This window comes from Saccharibacillus sp. CPCC 101409 (assembly GCF_030518235.1).
Lineage (GTDB): Bacteria > Bacillota > Bacilli > Paenibacillales > Paenibacillaceae > Saccharibacillus.
Genome location: NZ_JAULSA010000001.1, coordinates 848,463 through 864,685 on the forward strand (window position 1 = coordinate 848,463; position 16,223 = coordinate 864,685).

At 59.5% G+C, this 16,223-nt stretch carries 13 protein-coding genes; all 13 read left to right on the forward strand.

All coding sequences use genetic code 11. The features are described 5' to 3' along the window. Positions 1-24: 24 nt before the first annotated feature. The 13 genes from QWJ34_RS03600 to mdh all read left to right on the forward strand — a co-directional run bounded on the left by QWJ34_RS03600 (position 25) and on the right by mdh (position 16,062). Positions 25-732 carry an HAD family hydrolase gene (locus QWJ34_RS03600; RefSeq protein ID WP_302725670.1) on the forward strand — a complete coding sequence of 236 codons (708 nt, stop codon included), beginning with the start codon at positions 25-27 and terminating at the stop codon, positions 730-732. Positions 733-846: 114 nt separating this feature from the next. Further along, positions 847-1,191, forward strand: a complete 345-nt coding sequence (locus tag QWJ34_RS03605; protein WP_302725671.1) for a YlbF/YmcA family competence regulator — start codon at positions 847-849, stop codon at positions 1,189-1,191. A 177-nt stretch (positions 1,192-1,368) separates the two neighbouring features. Beyond that, complete coding sequence (locus tag QWJ34_RS03610) at positions 1,369-2,703, forward strand: DRTGG domain-containing protein (RefSeq protein WP_302725672.1); 1,335 nt, start codon at positions 1,369-1,371, stop codon at positions 2,701-2,703. Positions 2,704-2,747: 44 nt separating this feature from the next. Beyond that, positions 2,748-6,428, forward strand: a complete 3,681-nt coding sequence (locus tag QWJ34_RS03615) for a DNA polymerase III subunit alpha (RefSeq protein ID WP_302725673.1) — start codon at positions 2,748-2,750, stop codon at positions 6,426-6,428. A gap of 221 nt (positions 6,429-6,649) precedes the next feature. Beyond that, positions 6,650-6,838 (forward strand): glutamate decarboxylase, encoded by a 189-nt coding sequence (locus QWJ34_RS03620; protein ID WP_302725674.1) that lies wholly within the window; start codon positions 6,650-6,652, stop codon positions 6,836-6,838. 104 nt (positions 6,839-6,942) lie between these two features. Next, positions 6,943-7,836 carry an acetyl-CoA carboxylase, carboxyltransferase subunit beta gene (gene accD, locus QWJ34_RS03625; protein ID WP_302725675.1) on the forward strand — a complete coding sequence of 298 codons (894 nt, stop codon included), beginning with the start codon at positions 6,943-6,945 and terminating at the stop codon, positions 7,834-7,836. Between the two features lie 3 nt (positions 7,837-7,839). Continuing rightward, positions 7,840-8,814: an acetyl-CoA carboxylase carboxyltransferase subunit alpha gene (locus tag QWJ34_RS03630; RefSeq protein WP_302725676.1), complete on the forward strand. Its 975-nt coding sequence runs from the start codon at positions 7,840-7,842 to the stop codon at positions 8,812-8,814. Positions 8,815-9,081: 267 nt separating this feature from the next. After that, positions 9,082-10,500 (forward strand): pyruvate kinase, encoded by a 1,419-nt coding sequence (pyk, locus tag QWJ34_RS03635; protein WP_302725677.1) that lies wholly within the window; start codon positions 9,082-9,084, stop codon positions 10,498-10,500. A 213-nt stretch (positions 10,501-10,713) separates the two neighbouring features. After that, a complete protein-coding gene (locus QWJ34_RS03640; protein ID WP_302725678.1) occupies positions 10,714-11,298 on the forward strand; it encodes an acyl-CoA thioesterase in 585 nt (194 codons plus the stop codon). A gap of 33 nt (positions 11,299-11,331) precedes the next feature. After that, on the forward strand, positions 11,332-11,724 hold the full coding sequence (locus tag QWJ34_RS03645) for an FxsA family protein (protein WP_302725679.1): 393 nt from the start codon (positions 11,332-11,334) through the stop codon (positions 11,722-11,724). Positions 11,725-12,382: 658 nt separating this feature from the next. Next, on the forward strand, positions 12,383-13,495 hold the full coding sequence (gene citZ, locus QWJ34_RS03650; RefSeq protein ID WP_302725680.1) for a citrate synthase: 1,113 nt from the start codon (positions 12,383-12,385) through the stop codon (positions 13,493-13,495). Between the two features lie 186 nt (positions 13,496-13,681). Beyond that, a complete protein-coding gene (gene icd, locus QWJ34_RS03655; protein ID WP_302725681.1) occupies positions 13,682-14,980 on the forward strand; it encodes an NADP-dependent isocitrate dehydrogenase in 1,299 nt (432 codons plus the stop codon). A 128-nt stretch (positions 14,981-15,108) separates the two neighbouring features. After that, positions 15,109-16,062: a malate dehydrogenase gene (gene mdh, locus QWJ34_RS03660; RefSeq protein WP_302725682.1), complete on the forward strand. Its 954-nt coding sequence runs from the start codon at positions 15,109-15,111 to the stop codon at positions 16,060-16,062. Positions 16,063-16,223 lie beyond the last annotated feature (161 nt).

Sequence of the window (16,223 nt, forward strand, 5' to 3'; positions counted from 1 at the left end):
CCGGAAGAAAGGATGAATCTGTCAATGTCAACCGAAACCAAGACCACCCCGACCAAGCTGTTCAAGCCCCAGGCGATGATCTTCGATATGGACGGTACGCTGTTCCAGACCGAAACCGCGCTGCTGCCGGCTTATCACCGCATGTTCGATATTCTGCGTGCCGAAGGACTGTACAGCGGAGATACTCCGCCGCAGGAACTGATCCTGGGCAGTCTCGGCATGCTGCTCGAAGAGATCTGGAAAGTCGTGATTCCGGACGCTTCCGAAGAAGTGCGCAGCCGGGCCAACGATCTGCTGCTTGAGCTTCAGCTCGAAGTGCTCGAAGACGGCGAAGCGCTGCTGTATCCGGACGTCAAAGAAACGCTGGAGACGCTAAAAGAACGCGGCGTGCGCCTGTTCGTCGCCAGCAACGGCCTTGAAGGCTATGTCAAAGGCGTGGCGGATGCCCTGGGCATCGCCCCCCTGTTCGAATCCCAGTACAGCGCCGGCGAATATCAAACGGCGACCAAAGTGCTGCTGGTCGAACTGCTGCTCAAGACGCACGGCGTCGAAAGCGCCTGGATGGTCGGCGACCGGTCGTCCGACGTGCAGGCCGGGCGGGGTAACGGCCTCGGCGTGATCGGCTGCGCATACGCCGATTTCGGCGCGAACCACGAGCTGGAAGACGCGGATGTGCTGATTACGAAGTTCGGTCAGCTGATCGAACTCTACGACGAAGCCGAGCGGGGCTGAGCCTTTTTGCCCCGGGTTCGAGCACGGATGCGCCGGCGGGCGAAGGGCAGCACCTGTCCGGCAGCCGGCGCGCGTCCAATAACCGCAAGCGGATAACAAAGGAGAATTTCAGTTATGACGAATATTTACGACAAAGCCAACGAACTCGCAAGCTCGCTGCAAAACAGCCAGGAAGTGCAGGATATTACCGCCGCGCTGACGCTGATCGAAGCCGACGCGGAAAGCAAGCGTATGCTCGACGACTTCCGCACGCGCCAGATGGAAGTCCAGCAGCGCATGATGAGCGGCGATATGCCGCCGCAGGAAGAAATGGAGAAGATGGAGAAGCTGTTCGAAGTGCTCAGCCTGAACCTGAATATCCGCCGCCTGTTCGACGCCGAACAGCGCCTGAGCGTGATCATCCAGGACGTCAACAAGATCATCTCCGACAGCCTGGCGAATATGTACGATCCTCGCTAAAGAAATCGGCAGCGCCTGTTTACGGCGCTGCTTTTTCTTACCGCCCCGAACTCCGGCTTCCTTAAAAGAAGCCGGAGTTTTTGGTATCTGCGCTATTTTTTCGACAGATTTCCTGCGCCGTAATTTGTGATATAATGAGTACAGCCTAATACAGATTAACGGAGAGGAGTGCAACAGTTGGAAGGGCATGAACAAACCGTAACGAAGCACGAACAACTGCTGCAGCACATCGAACGGCTCAAGGTCGGCACGAAGATTTCCGTCCGCAAGCTGGCGAAAGAAATGGCCGTCAGCGAAGGGACCGCCTACCGCGCCGTCAAAGAAGCCGAAACGCTGGGCATCGTCATTACCAAAGAACGGATCGGAACCGTCCGCGTGGAGAAGAAGCCGCGCAATATCACGGATCAGTTGACGTTCGCCGACGTGGTGGACATCGTCGAAGGGCATGTGCTCGGCGGCAACGAAGGATTGTCCATTACGCTGCACAAATACGTGATCGGGGCGATGAAAGTCGACGCGATGGCCCGCTATATCGATACCGGCAGCCTGCTGATCGTCGGCAACCGCGAGAATGCGCACTCGCTGGCGATCGAGCACGGCGCCGGCGTGCTCATTACCGGGGGCTTCGGCACCAGCCGCGAAGTCAAAAGCCTGGCCGACCGGCTCGGCCTGCCGATCATTTCTTCGCGCCACGATACGTTTACCGTCGCGTCGATGATCAACCGGGCTATTTTCGACCGGCTGATCAAAAAGAAAATCATGCTCGTCGAAGACCTGGTCGGCCTCAAGCCCAAGCCGTACTCGCTCAAAACGTCGAGCACGGCGGAAGACTTCCGCCGCGTGTCCGAGCGGACGGGCGCGACGAGCTTTCCCGTGACCGACGAATGGAATCGGGTGCTCGGCATCGTCAGCCGCAAAGATATCGAGAGCGTGGAGCCGGGGCAGACGATCGAACGGACCATGGTGCGCAGTCCCGTGACCGCCGGCATGCAGACTTCGCTGGCTTCGGCCGCGCAGATCATGACGTGGGAAGGGATCGATTTTCTGCCGGTCGTCGACCGCAACCGCAAACTGACCGGCGTGCTGACGCGGCGCGAAGTGCTGCAGGCGATGCGCGACGCGCGCGAGCAGAGCAGTCTGGGCGAGACGTTCGACCACCTGATCTGGACCGGATTTGCGGAAGAACGGGACCCGGACGGACGACTCTTTTTCCACGGATTCATTACGCCGCAGATGGCGACCGATCTCGGCACCATCTCCGAAGGCGTGATGACGTCCGTGCTGATCCAGGCGGCGCTTCGGGTCGCCAAAGATTACAGCGGCAACGATTACGTCGTCGACAATATGAGCACGTATTTTATCCGGCCGGTGCAGATCGAAGACGCGGTGACGGTACTGCCGCTCGTGCTCGAGCTCGGACGGCGCATCTGCCGGCTGGAGATCGGGATCATGCACGAAGAACAGGTCGTCGCCAAAGCGATGCTGACGCTGCATTCGATCGAGAACGGCTGAACGCGAGAAGCAAGACTTTTTAACGGAAAAGGGGGAAGGCCCGCATGAACGAATTCGTCCATCTGCACGTGCACAGCGAATACAGCCTGCTTGACGGAGCGGCGAGGATCAAGGAACTGGTGGGGCGCGCGGCCGAGCTCGGCATGAAGTCGCTCGCGCTGACCGACCACGGCGTCATGTACGGCGCCATTCCGTTCTACAAAGCGTGCCGGGCCGCCGGCATCAAGCCGATTATCGGCTTCGAGGCGTACTACACGTCGGGTTCCCGCCGCGAGCGGGCCAGCCGCAAAGACCAGCCGATCTACCATCTGCTGCTGCTGGCGAAAAGCGAGACCGGCTACAAGAACCTGATGAAGATCTGCTCGGCCGGACACCTGGAAGGCTTTCATTACAAACCGCGGATCGACCGCGAGGTGCTGGCGCAGTACAGCGAAGGCATCGTGTGCACCAGTGCGTGCATCGGCGGGGAGATTCCGCAGCATTTCCTGAACGGACGTCCCGAAGAAGCCAAGGCCGCCGCGCTGCGCTACAAAGAAATTTTCGGCGAGAATTTCTATATCGAGCTGCAGGACCACGGCATTCCGGAGCAAAAAAAGGTCAACCCCATGCTGATCGCGCTGGCGAAGGAGATCGGCGTCGAATTGATCGTCACGAACGATTCGCATTATCTGGCCGAGCCGGACGCCGAGATCCAGGATGTGCTGATCTGTATCGGCACGGGCAAAACGATGGAAGACGAAGAGCGCTTCCGCATCCCGACCCGCCAGCTGTACCTGAAAAGCGGCGAAGAAATGGCGAAGCTGTTTCCGCATCTGCCGCAGGCGCTGGCGAACACGGCGAAGATTGCGGAGCAGTGCGGCCTGGAGATCGAACTGGGCCGCTCGATCCTGCCGGAGTACCGTCCGCTGCCGGATAACGAGTCGCCGCAGGGTTATCTGATTCAATTGTGCCGCGAAGGACTGGAACGCCGGTACTCCGCGCTGCCGCAATGGAGCGACGGCGAGTACCGCCGCAAGCTGGACGAACGCCTGGAATACGAGCTGGGCGTAATCGGCACGATGGGCTTCTCCGATTATTTCCTGATCGTATGGGACTTTATCCGCTACGCGCACGAACAGGGCATCGTCACGGGACCGGGCCGGGGCTCGTCCGCGGGCAGCCTGGTCGCGTATACGCTGAATATCACGGACGTCGATCCGATCAAATACAATCTGCTGTTCGAACGCTTCCTGAATCCCGCGCGGATTACGATGCCGGATATCGATATCGACTTCAGCGACGAACGGCGGGACGAAGTGATCGCTTACGTCACGGACAAGTACGGACCGGAGCATGTGGCGCAGATCATCACGTTCGGCACGCTGGCCGCCCGCGCCGCCGTGCGCGACGTGGGCCGCGTGCTGGCGCTGCCGTACGGCGAAGTCGACAAAACGGCCAAGCTGATCCCGGCGCAGGTCGGCATGACGATCGAGCGCGCGCTGGCGCAGAATACGGCGCTGAGGGAACGGGCCGAATCTTCGCCGGACACCAAGCGGCTGATCGGCACCGCCCGCCGCGTCGAAGGCATGCCGCGCCACGCTTCGACGCACGCCGCGGGCGTGGTCATCTCGCGCGGTCCGCTGACCGATTACGTCCCGCTGCAGGAAGGGGGCGAGAAAACGGCGCTGACCCAGTATCCGATGGAAAGCCTGGAAGCGGTCGGGCTGCTCAAAATGGACTTCCTGGGGCTGCGCACGCTGTCGATCATCGAGCGATGCCAGAACTGGATCGCGGAGCGCACCGGCGCGCCGGTCGATTTCAAACAGATTCCGGACAACGAACCCGGCACGTACGAGCTGCTCGGACGGGGGGATACGCTGGGCGTGTTCCAGATGGAATCGCCGGGCATCCGCCGCGTGATGAAGGACATGAAGCCTTCGGTGATCGAAGACATCATCTCGGTCGTGGCGCTGTACCGGCCGGGCCCGATGGAATTTATCCCGAATTATATCCAGGTCAAGCACGGCAAATTGGCGGCGGATTATCCGCATGAAGATTTGCGTCCGATCCTGGAAGATACGCACGGCATTATCGTGTACCAGGAGCAGATCATGCAGATCGCGTCGACGATGGCGGGCTTCTCGCTCGGGGAAGCGGACCTGCTGCGGAGAGCCGTGTCGAAAAAGAAACGCGAAACGCTGGACGAGGAGCGCGGGCACTTCGTGCGCGGCAGCCTGGGGCAGCGTTACAAGGAAGAAGACGCCAACCGCGTGTACGACATGATCGTGCGCTTCGCCGATTACGGCTTCCCGCGCGCCCACGCCGCGGCTTACGGCGTGCTGGCGTTCCAGACCGCTTACCTCAAAGCGCATTATCCGGTCGAATTCATGGCGTCGATGCTCGCCGCCGTGACCGGCAACCACCGCAAGGTGGCGGAGTACGTCGTCGAAAGCCGCCGGATGAATATTCCGGTGCTGCCGCCCGACGTGAACAAAAGCGGCATGCTGTTTACCCCGTCGGACGAAGACGGCACGCGAAGCCTGCGCTTCGGTCTGGCCGCGATCAAGAACGTCGGCACCAACGCGATCAATAACGTGATGGAAGAGCGCGCCGAGCGGCCGTTCGACAGCCTGCTCGATTTCTGCCGGCGCGTCGATCCGAAGACGTGCAACCGGCGCGTCATCGAAGCGCTGATCCAGGCGGGCGCGTTCGATTCGCTGCCGGGGCACCGCGCGCAGCTGCTGGCGATGCTGGACGAAACGCTGGACGCGGCCGTAAAATGGCGCAAAGAGCGCGAAGACTTCCAGATCCAGATGTTCGACTTCGTGGAATCGCCGAACTGGGAGATCGAATACCCGGACGTGCGGCCGTATACCGTGACGGAACAGCTCGATCTGGAGCGCGAACTGCTCGGGCTGTACCTGTCCGGGCATCCGCTGGACGACTATGAACGTCTGCTGGACGAAAGCGGCGCGCAGAAGCTGATGGAGCTGGGCGAAGCGCCGGACGAAAGCCACGCGGTAACGGCCGGCATGGTCGTCGGGCTGAAGACGATTACGACCAAGCAGGGCAAAGCGATGGCGTTTGCCGAGATCGAGGACCAGATCGAGCGCTGCGAGCTGGTGCTCTTCCCCGAAGTCTGGAAGCGAAGCCAGGACGCCGTGCAGCAGGGCGCGCTGATTGCGCTGCGCGCCAAAGTCCAGCAGCAGGACGAAGGCTTCAAGCTGCTGGCCGATACGGTCCTGCCGCTCGGCGAAGACGCCGTGCGCAGCCTGCTCGCGCGCGGCGAAGCGCGCGGCGGCCAGGACCGGGCCCGTCCGGCGCGCTCCGCCGGCGCCGGGCAAAGCCGCTCCGCCCGCGCGGCGGCGGAGCCCGGGGCTTCCGCGGGCGCGGCATCGCCCGCGGGCACTGCCGCGGAGGGCTCCGCTCCCTCCGCGAACGGCCGCCCGGCCGCCGCGGCCGGCGCTTCCGGCGGCGGCAAAGCCGCCCAGGCCGCGCCGGAAGGACAGGACGCGCCGCAGCAGCGCGTCTTCCTCAAGATTGCGGAGGGACGCCGCAATCCGCAGCTGCTGGAGAGCCTCAAAGGCATGCTCCAGAGCCATCCCGGACCTCTGCCGACGCTGCTCTTCTACGAAGATACGCAGAAGCTGATCGCCCTCAGCGACGCTTACCGGATCCAGCCTTCGCCGGAGCTGTTCGCGCAGATGGAAGAACTGCTCGGCGGCGGAACGGTCCGCGTCAAATAAATCCCGCCGCCCGGAATCGGGAAGCTTCGGCTTCGCGGTTCCGGGCTTCTTGCGGCTTTTCCGCCGTCTTTTTTTGAACGATTCCTTTGCGTCCGTCCGCGGTCCGTACGCCGCCCCGCCGCCGATTCTGTTGCTAAAAAAAAGTGGCTTATGTTATCATTAAGCCATTATGCGGATATACGGGCTCATACGGGCAGGCGACAAGGGAGACGTGGAGGTTCATGTGGACGGTGATTTATATCGCCTCTACCGCCAGAATGGCGGATATGCTTCAGAGCAGGCTGACCGAAGAAGGGTTCCTCGTTAAGATCCGTCCCGTCAACATGTCCAAACAGCAGTTCGAGATTCTCGTTCCGTCCGGCGAGCTTGAAGAAGTTCAGGAAGTGCTGAACTCGTTGCTGCATCCCTGAAAACAAGCCGGACCCGGAAGCGGGCTCGAACGTAAGAGCAAGCACGGTCTTTAGATCAACCTTTAAGGCGAGGCCCGCCAAATAACGGCTGAAGAGGTGTAGTGGTGTTCAAGGATTTATTTCAGAAAAAAAGAAAGTACGCGACTCTTCCTTCCGACCGCAGCGCCGCAAACGGCGAAGCGGAGGCGCCGCAGCGCCCGAAGCGGGAGATTCCCGAGGGTCTGATGCATAAATGCAGCAAGTGCGGCGCGATCCAGTACAGCAAAGAACTGGAGAAGAATCTGAAAGTGTGTCCGTCGTGCGGTCACCATATGCGCCTCGGCGCGCCCGAACGAATCGCGATGACGCTGGACGAAGGCAGCTTCGTCGAGCACGACGCCGATCTGATCTCGGTCGATCCGCTGGGATTTCCGGGCTACGCCGGCAAGCTTGAAGAGCAAAAGCTGAAGTCGGGGCTGCGCGACGCGGTCGTAACCGGGGAAGGCGCGATTCTGGGCCTGCCGGTCGCCGTCGCCGTGATGAGCTTCGACTTTTTCAGCGGCAGCATGGGCTCGGTAGTCGGCGAGAAGATCACGCGGATTATCGAGCACGCGGGCAAATACGACCTCCCGCTCATTATTTTCTCCACTTCGGGCGGAGCGCGTATGCAGGAAAGTATTCTCAGCCTGATGCAGATGGCGAAAACAAGCGCGGCGCTGGGGCATTTTGCGGATAAAGGCGGACTTTATCTGTCGGTCATCACCGATCCCACAATGGGCGGGGTGTCGGCCAGCTTCGCTATGCTCGGGGATATCATTATCGCCGAGCCCGGCGCCATGTTCGGTTTCGCCGGACGGATCGTGATCGAGCAGACCATTCGCCAGAAGCTGCCGGAAGACTTCCAGACCGCGGAATTCAATATGCAGCACGGACAGCTCGATCTGGTCGTGCACCGCAAAGAAATGAAAGCGATGCTGGGCAAATTGGTCGGCATGCACAGTAAAAAGGGGGAGCTCTGACGGATGGCGGGAGAATTGGCGTTTGAGCAGCCGCTTGTCGAGCTGCGCAAAAAGATCGACGAGCTCAAGCAGTTCGGCCAGGAGAAAGGCATCGACTTCGGCGAAGAGATCGCCCGCCTGGAAGAACGGCACGCTCAGCTTCAGGAAGAAATCTACAACAACGTCTCGCCGGCGCAAAAAATGCATCTGGCCCGGCATCACCAGCGTCCGACGACGCTCGATCTGCTTCCGTACATCTTTACGGACTTCGTCGAGCTGCACGGCGACCGGATGTTCGGCGACGATATGGCGATCGTTGGAGGGCTGGCCCGCTTCGGCGAACGGCCGGTCACGGTCATCGGCCACCAGCGCGGCAAAGATACGAAGGAGAACATTGCCCGCTTCTTCGGCAGTCCCCACCCGGAAGGCTACCGCAAAGCGCAGCGCCTGATGCGGCAGGCCGAGAAGTTCGGCCGTCCGATCATCACGTTTATCGATACCAAAGGCGCTTATCCCGGCAACACGGCCGAAGAGCGCGGACAGTCCGAAGCGATTGCGCGCAGCATGCTCGATATGGCGATGCTCAAAGTGCCCGTAATCTGCATTGTGATCGGAGAAGGCGGCAGCGGCGGCGCGATCGCGCTTGGGCTGGGCAATCGCGTACTGATGCTGGAGAACGCGATTTATTCGGTCATTTCGCCGAACGGCGCGGCTTCCATTCTGTGGAAAGACGCGTCCAAAGCCGACCAGGCGGCGGAAGCGATGAAGATCACCGCGGCCGATCTGCTGGAATTCGAAGTGATCGAGGAGATCATTCCGGAGCCCAAGGGCGGCGCGCACCGCGACTACGAAGCGACGGGTCTTGCGATTCGGGACGTGCTGGAGCGCCAGCTCGGCGAAATCGGCGGTCTGAGCGCGGAGACGCTGATTTCGGAGCGCTACGAGAAATTCCGCAAAATCGGACGTTTCGCGTCGGATGCGATTTTACCGAATTCGTGAGCGGTTTTTACCTGAAAAACCTATACAAAGTCGCGATTTTAGTGTAAATTTAATTGTTGGTGAGGATTTTACAACTATCCGAAAACCGACTTCAATCGCGAATCACACAGAGGTCGGGAACCGAACGCCGGCCTCTTTTTGATGTGCGCGGGAAGCGGGGATGGCGGTAAGTTTTCCATTTGCAGAAGCACAGGCTTAACGACAGAGAAAGTCTCCACGAGAGACTCAAGTAGAGATCCGCAGAGATCAAAAAACGGAGGAACCCAAATGCGTAAAACAAAAATCGTATGTACGATCGGACCGGCGAGCGAATCGCTGGAAAACACGAAAAAGCTGATTATGGCGGGCATGAACGTCGCTCGGATGAACTTTTCCCACGGTGATTTCGAAGAGCACGGCAACCGCATTAAAAATATCCGTCAGGCCAGCCAGGAGCTCGGCAAGAGCGTCGCGCTGCTGCTGGACACCAAAGGTCCGGAGATCCGCACCGGCAAAATCGCCGTCGAGCCGCTCGATCTGGTCGAAGACGAGTATATCACGCTGACGACGGAAGAAATCGCGGGCGACAAAAACCGCCTGTCCGTATCCTACGTCGATCTGCCGAAAGACGTATCGGTCGGCTCCACGATCCTGATCGACGACGGCCTGATCGGTCTGACCGTTACCGAAGTCGAAGGCACGGAAATCAAATGCCGCATCGTCAACGGCGGACAAATCAAAAGCCGTAAAGGCGTAAACGTACCGGGCGTCAGCATCTCGCTGCCGGGCATCACGGAGAAGGACACCAACGATATCGTTTTCGGTATCGAGCAGGGCATCGACTTTATCGCCGCTTCGTTCGTGCGTAAAGCCAGCGACGTCCTGGAAATCCGCGAACTGCTCAAAAAGCACGACGCCGAATACATCCAGATCATCTCCAAGATCGAGAACCAGGAAGGCGTGGACAACCTCGACGAAATCCTGGAAGTTTCCGACGGCCTGATGGTTGCCCGCGGCGACCTTGGCGTCGAAATCCCGGCCGAAGAAGTGCCGCTGGTGCAAAAGCAAATGATCGAGAAGTGCAACCGCGCCGGCAAACCGGTTATCACGGCTACGCAGATGCTCGACTCCATGCAGCGCAATCCGCGCCCGACGCGCGCCGAAGCGAGCGACGTGGCGAACGCGATCCTCGACGGCACGGACGCGATCATGCTGTCCGGCGAAACCGCCGCCGGTAAATATCCGATGGAATCGGTGCAAACGATGGCCCGCATCGCCGAAAAAGCGGAATCCGCGATGGCCAACCGCGATATCCTGAAGAAACAAAGCGAAGCGCAGCAGAAATCCGTAACCGAGTCGATCAGCCAATCGGTTGCCCACGCGGCATGGAACCTGGACGTTAAAGCCATCGTGACTTCGACGCAGTCCGGCGTAACCGCCCGCATGATCTCCAAGTATCGTCCGGTCGCTCCGATTATCGCCGTTACGACGCACGATCAAACGCTGCGCCGCCTGGCTCTCGCCTGGGGCGTAACGCCGGTCAAAGGCGAAGTGGCCGAATCGACGGACGAACTGTTCGAAAGCGCGCTGCAGGGCGCGAAGCACTCCGGTCTGGTCAAAAAAGGCGACCTGGTGGTCATCACCGCCGGCGTACCGCTGGGCCGCTCCGGTTCGACAAACCTGATCAAAGTGGATCAAATTCACTAAGAAGCGTTTGCCCGCAAAGCGCAGCAGTAGAGCATCGAAAGCCGCCGGTTTCCGGCGGCTTTTTTTGTATGAACTTTGCCGCTTCGGACTCCGGTTTCAAAATGTGAGCAGGTTGGAAATCCCGCATGCGTTTCGGTTACAATAAACAGACAGACACGAGGTCCGGAAGCCGTAAACAAAACGGCCGTTCCGGCCGATAAGGAGTGGAAAGACATGGACGATTCGTTGAATGTACCTTCATTGGATACCGATTCGCATCATCGGGATCCCGCAGGCGCAAATCCGGCCGGACCGGATTCCGCCGAAGCCGGCGGCTGGCACCGCACCGCTTTGAAAGTGCGCTATCAGGAGACCGACAAAATGGCGGTGGTGTATCACGCCAATTATTTGAACTGGTTCGAGATCGGCCGGACCGAGATGATCCGGTCGATCGGACTGTCGTACCGCGAGATCGAGGAGCGGGGGATTTATCTGCCGGTGCTCGAAGCCCGGTCCCGGTTTATCGTCCCGGCCCGCTACGACGACCGGATCTGGATTTATACGCGGATCGGCGCTTTCTCGCCGCTGCGTCTGGAATACGAGTATGAAATCCGCCGCTGCGAACCGGAAGAGGCGTGGAGCATGGACGCCGCGCCGTTTGCCGAAAACGCCGGACGCCCGGGAACGCTGCTGACCACGGGCGCGACCGAACACGTCTGGCTCAGTCTCGACTGGAAGCCGGTCCGGCTGAACAAGATCGCTCCCGATTTGTATCGGCGGATCGCGCGGCTGGCGGGCGAAGCGCAGAACTCTGATTAAGAGCTGACAAGGTACCAGAAGGGGGAGAAGTAGATGAGAAACAAAGGCACGATCCTGTTTATCCTGGCCGTGATCCTCGAAGCCGCGGCTTTCGTCTGGCTGATCGATTATTTCGGTTTCTTCAAAACGCTGGTCCTGACCCTGGCGACTACCGTGATCGGCATCGCCATGGTGCAGTTCGAAGGCCGCAAAGCGATGAACGATCTCAAAAAATTGAGCGAAAACGGAGAACCTCCCGGCCGCAAACTGGTCGACGGCGTCTGCATCATGGCCGGCGGCGCCCTGCTGGTCGCCCCGGGAGTCCTGACCGACCTGATCGGCATCACGCTGGTATTCCCTTTGACCCGCCCTCTCTACCACCGCGCCGCCATGCGCTGGATCGAGAAACGGATGAAGAACGGGAATATCACCATTTTCCGCCGCTGACGGATGACTCGCCTTCGAATTTGTTTTTGCCGCTGTTTTTCCTTTTCGCCTCCAGCGAAAAGCAGCCGCTTTTTGCGGCCGGTCGCGGCCGCCGGGAAAGGGGATAAGAAAAAGCATTAAGGAAATAAGGGGGAACTTCGCGGAGGAGACCTGGCGTCCGCCTTTGAAATTGGAAAGTGACCGCATTCGTCTAATCCCGACTTTCCAATTTCAACAAGCGGCCGGAGCGAAGTTTCCCCCGTTTTTCCGACCTGCTTTTTCCGGTTTGGAATTTTGAGAAGGTAGTGACCGTCCGCTCCCCGCGGACGGTTTTTGCGTTTTCTCTTTTTTTGTTTACCCGACAAGAAACTTGCAAACGCTTGCTCACTCCTGTAACATATATCACTGTAAGGGGTTACAAGCAGAGCTTATCGCCCTCATAAAACAATTTGATGCCGAACTTGGGCACAAATTGTTCAAAAAATTGTAAAAATCCGGTATGATGACAAGTGTGCATGCCGACACGGCTTGCGGGTTTCGGCGGGTTTGCGAAATCGCGTTTTCAACCGTTTTCCTTATGCCGAAAATGGTTACAAAATCTGTGGTCCCCTGCATACTTTCGCCTGTAGAGATCGATTCCCGTTCCAAAGTTCGTTCCATTCAAAAGGAGAGATGTAAGATGACAGCGACTAAAGGTTTGGAAGGCATTGTAGCCGCAACTTCCTCGATCAGCTCGATCGTGGACGGCGTGCTTACATACCGGGGATACAACATCGACGATCTGGCCGCCAACGCCTCGTTCGACGAAGTGGCTTACCTGCTGTGGCACGGCGCCCTGCCGAACGAAGAGCAGCTGGAGAGCCTGCGGTCCAATCTGCAGAAATACGCGGCGATTCCGCCCGAACTGCTGGAACAGATGAAGCTGTATCCGAAAGACATGAACATGATGGCCGCCCTGCGGACCGCGGTGTCGGCTCTTGCGCTGTACGACGCGGACGCCGACGGCATGAGCGCCGAATCGAACCAGACCAAAGCGGAGCGCCTGCAGGCGCAGCTGCCGACGATCGTCGCGGCCCTGTCCCGCATTTCCGAAGGCGAAGAGCCGATCGCGCCGAAAGACGGTCTCGGGCTGACCGAGAACTTCCTGTACATGATGAGCGGGAAGCAGCCGGAACAGACGGCGATCGAAGCGCTAGACAAAGCGCTGGTGCTGCATGCCGACCACGAGCTGAACGCTTCGACGTTCGCGGCCCGAGTCACGGTGGCAACGCTTTCGGATATTTACTCCGGCGTCACATCGGCGATCGGCGCGCTCAAAGGCCCTCTGCACGGCGGCGCGAACGAAGCGGTTATGCGCATGCTGGAAGAGATCGGTTCGCCGGGCAACGTCCAATCCTACATCGAGGGCAAACTCGAGAACAAGGAGAAGATCATGGGCTTCGGACACCGGGTGTACAAGAACGGCGACCCGCGCGCCAAGCACCTGATGGAGATGTCCCGCCGCTTGGGCGAGATGAACGGCGATTCTTCGCTGTACGAGATGTCCGTGCAAATCGAAGATCTGATCGTATCCAAAAAAGGGCTGAAGCCGAACGTGGACTTCTATTCGGCGTCGGTGTATACCATGCTGAATATTCCGCGCAAGCTGTTCACGCCGATCTTTGCGATCAGCCGGGTATCGGGGTGGAGCGCGCATATTCTCGAACAGTACGAGAATAACCGCATTATCCGTCCGCGCGCCGAATACGTCGGGGAACTCGACCTCACTTACGTGCCGATCGCGCAGCGCTAAACGGGAGCAAGCGAGGGGCCGCCCGGGACGCGATCCCGCACGGCGGCCTTTTTTTGCGGCGATTGGGTTCACGTTTTGTTCAAAAATCGTTCGTCTTGGGCTACAATAGGAAATGAAGCGGCGGTTCCGCCGGAAAGCGGACCGTTTACGCAGACTCACCCACACTTCGAAGGAGGAATTCCATTCATGGCTAAACTGGAAAAATTCGACGCACCGACCGAGGGAGAAAAGATTCAGATCGAAGAAGGCGGTACGCTGGCCGTTCCGAACAACCCGGTGATTCCGTTTATCGAAGGCGACGGCACGGGCCGCGACATTTGGAAAGCTTCCAAACGCGTTCTGGACGCGGCGGTCGAAAAAGCTTACGGCGGCGAGAAAAAAATCGCCTGGTACGAAGTGTTTGCGGGAGAAAAAGCGTTCAATACATACGGAGAGTGGCTGCCGGCCGATACGCTGACCGCAATCCGTGAATATATCGTCGCAATCAAAGGACCGCTGACTACGCCGATCGGCGGCGGCATCCGCTCCCTGAACGTGGCGCTGCGCCAGGAACTCGACTTGTACGTCTGCCTGCGCCCGGTCCGCTATTTCGACGGCGTGCCTTCGCCGGTGAAGCGTCCGGAACTGGTCGATATGGTTATTTTCCGCGAGAACACGGAAGATATCTATGCCGGCATCGAGTATCAGGAAGGCAGCGAAGAAGTCAAGAAAGTGCTGGAATTCCTGCAAAAAGAAATGGGCGTCAACAAAATCCGTTTCCCGGAAACGTCCGGTATCGGTATCAAGCCGGTGTCCGAAGAAGGCTCCAAGCGTCTTGTTCGCGCCGCGGTTCAGTACGCGATCGACCACGGCCGCAAGAGCGTGACGCTGGTGCACAAAGGCAACATCATGAAGTTCACGGAAGGCGCGTTCAAGAACTGGGGCTACGAAGTAGCCGAAGCGGAGTTCGGCGACAAGGTCTTCACGTGGGCGCAGTACGACGAAATCAAAGAAAAAGACGGCACGGACGCAGCCAACGCGGCGCAGAAAGCGGCTGAAGACGCAGGCAAGATCGTTGTCAAAGACGCGATCGCCGATATCGCGCTGCAGCAGGTTCTGACTCGTCCGACCGACTTCGACGTGATCGCGACGCTGAACCTGAACGGCGACTACCTGTCCGACGCCCTGGCGGCTCAAGTCGGCGGCATCGGCATCGCGCCGGGCGCCAACATCAACTACGTGACCGGCCACGCGATCTTCGAAGCGACGCACGGAACGGCTCCGAAATATGCCGACAAAGACGTCGTGAACCCGGGTTCGGTTATCCTGTCCGGCGTTATGATGCTCGAACACCTGGGCTGGCAGGAAGCGTCCGACCTGATCTATAAAGGTCTGGAAACGTCGATCAACAACAAAACGGTCACTTACGACTTTGCCCGCCTGATGGAAGGCGCCAAAGAAGTGAAGTGCTCGGAATTCGCAGACGAAGTCATCCGCAACATGTAAGCATGTAACGGACCGGACGGACGGAAGCGGGGCGGCCCACAGCCGCTCCGGACTTCCGTCCGCTTTTTTTGCGGCATTCCTTGAACCGATATTCGCCAAACCATCCACCAACGACGGGAGGCACCATCATGACTATCGCACGCAAAAAAATCACGATCGTCGGCGCGGGTTTCACCGGCGCGACCGCCGCGCTGATGATCGCGCAGAAGGAACTCGGAGACATTGTGCTGCTCGATATTCCCCAGCTTGAGAACCCGACCAAAGGCAAAGCGCTCGATATGCTGGAAGCTTCGCCCGTACAGGGCTTCGACGCGCGCATCCGCGGAACGTCGGATTACGAGGACGCGCGGGACTCCGATCTGGTTATTATCACCGCCGGTATCGCGCGCAAGCCCGGCATGAGCCGCGACGACCTGGTCAATACCAACGCGGGCATCGTCAAATCGGTGTGCGAACAAATCAAACGAGTCGCGCCCGAAACAACGGTGCTGATCCTGAGCAATCCGGTCGACGCGATGACGTATGCGGCTTACAAAGCGCTCGGTTTTCCGAAAAATCGAGTGATCGGGCAGTCGGGCGTGCTGGATACGGCGCGCTACTGCACGTTTATCGCCGAAGAGCTGAACGTATCGGTCGAAGATGTGCGCGGCTTCGTGCTCGGCGGGCACGGCGACGATATGGTGCCGCTGGTCCGCTACTCCAGCGTGGGCGGCATCCCGATCCAATCGTTGATCGCGCCGGAGCGAATCGAAGAGATCGTGCAGCGCACCCGGGTCGGCGGAGGCGAGATCGTCAATCTGCTCGGCAGCGGCAGCGCGTATTATGCGCCGGCCGCTTCGCTGGCGCAGATGGCGGAAGCGATTCTCAAAGACAAGAAGCGGGTGCTGCCGGTGATTGCGCTGCTGGAAGGCGAATACGGCTATCGCGATCTGTTTCTCGGCGTTCCGGCCGTGCTGGGCGGAGGCGGAATCGAACGGGTATTCGAGCTTGAGCTGACGCCGGAGGAACAGGCCGAGCTCGACAAGTCGGCCGATTCCGTGCGCAGCGTGATTGCGGTGGTGGCGGGCGGCGGCGGAGCCTAGACTCCCCGGCGCTTGTCGCCCGTCCGGCATTCGCTTGCATGATGCCGGCGTCCGTGTGGAAGCGCCCGTTTTGCCGCATGTCGGCAGGCGGGCGCTTTTGACGTTTATCGGGCGTATTCGGCTGCGCTCCAAGTGACTTCGACCGCTGACAGCCGCTTTTG

Bases quoted from the DNA above. Each gene is read 5' to 3' on its own strand.
- QWJ34_RS03600 (WP_302725670.1), top strand. From the start codon at position 25: ATGTCAACCGAAACCAAGACCACCCCGACCAAGCTGTTCAAGCCCCAG.
- QWJ34_RS03605 (WP_302725671.1), top strand. From the start codon at position 847: ATGACGAATATTTACGACAAAGCCAACGAACTCGCAAGCTCGCTGCAA.
- QWJ34_RS03615 (WP_302725673.1), top strand. From the start codon at position 2,748: ATGAACGAATTCGTCCATCTGCACGTGCACAGCGAATACAGCCTGCTT.
- QWJ34_RS03620 (WP_302725674.1), top strand. From the start codon at position 6,650: ATGTGGACGGTGATTTATATCGCCTCTACCGCCAGAATGGCGGATATG.
- QWJ34_RS03630 (WP_302725676.1), top strand. From the start codon at position 7,840: ATGGCGGGAGAATTGGCGTTTGAGCAGCCGCTTGTCGAGCTGCGCAAA.
- pyk (WP_302725677.1), top strand. From the start codon at position 9,082: ATGCGTAAAACAAAAATCGTATGTACGATCGGACCGGCGAGCGAATCG.
- QWJ34_RS03640 (WP_302725678.1), top strand. From the start codon at position 10,714: ATGGACGATTCGTTGAATGTACCTTCATTGGATACCGATTCGCATCAT.
- QWJ34_RS03645 (WP_302725679.1), top strand. From the start codon at position 11,332: ATGAGAAACAAAGGCACGATCCTGTTTATCCTGGCCGTGATCCTCGAA.
- citZ (WP_302725680.1), top strand. From the start codon at position 12,383: ATGACAGCGACTAAAGGTTTGGAAGGCATTGTAGCCGCAACTTCCTCG.
- icd (WP_302725681.1), top strand. From the start codon at position 13,682: ATGGCTAAACTGGAAAAATTCGACGCACCGACCGAGGGAGAAAAGATT.
- mdh (WP_302725682.1), top strand. From the start codon at position 15,109: ATGACTATCGCACGCAAAAAAATCACGATCGTCGGCGCGGGTTTCACC.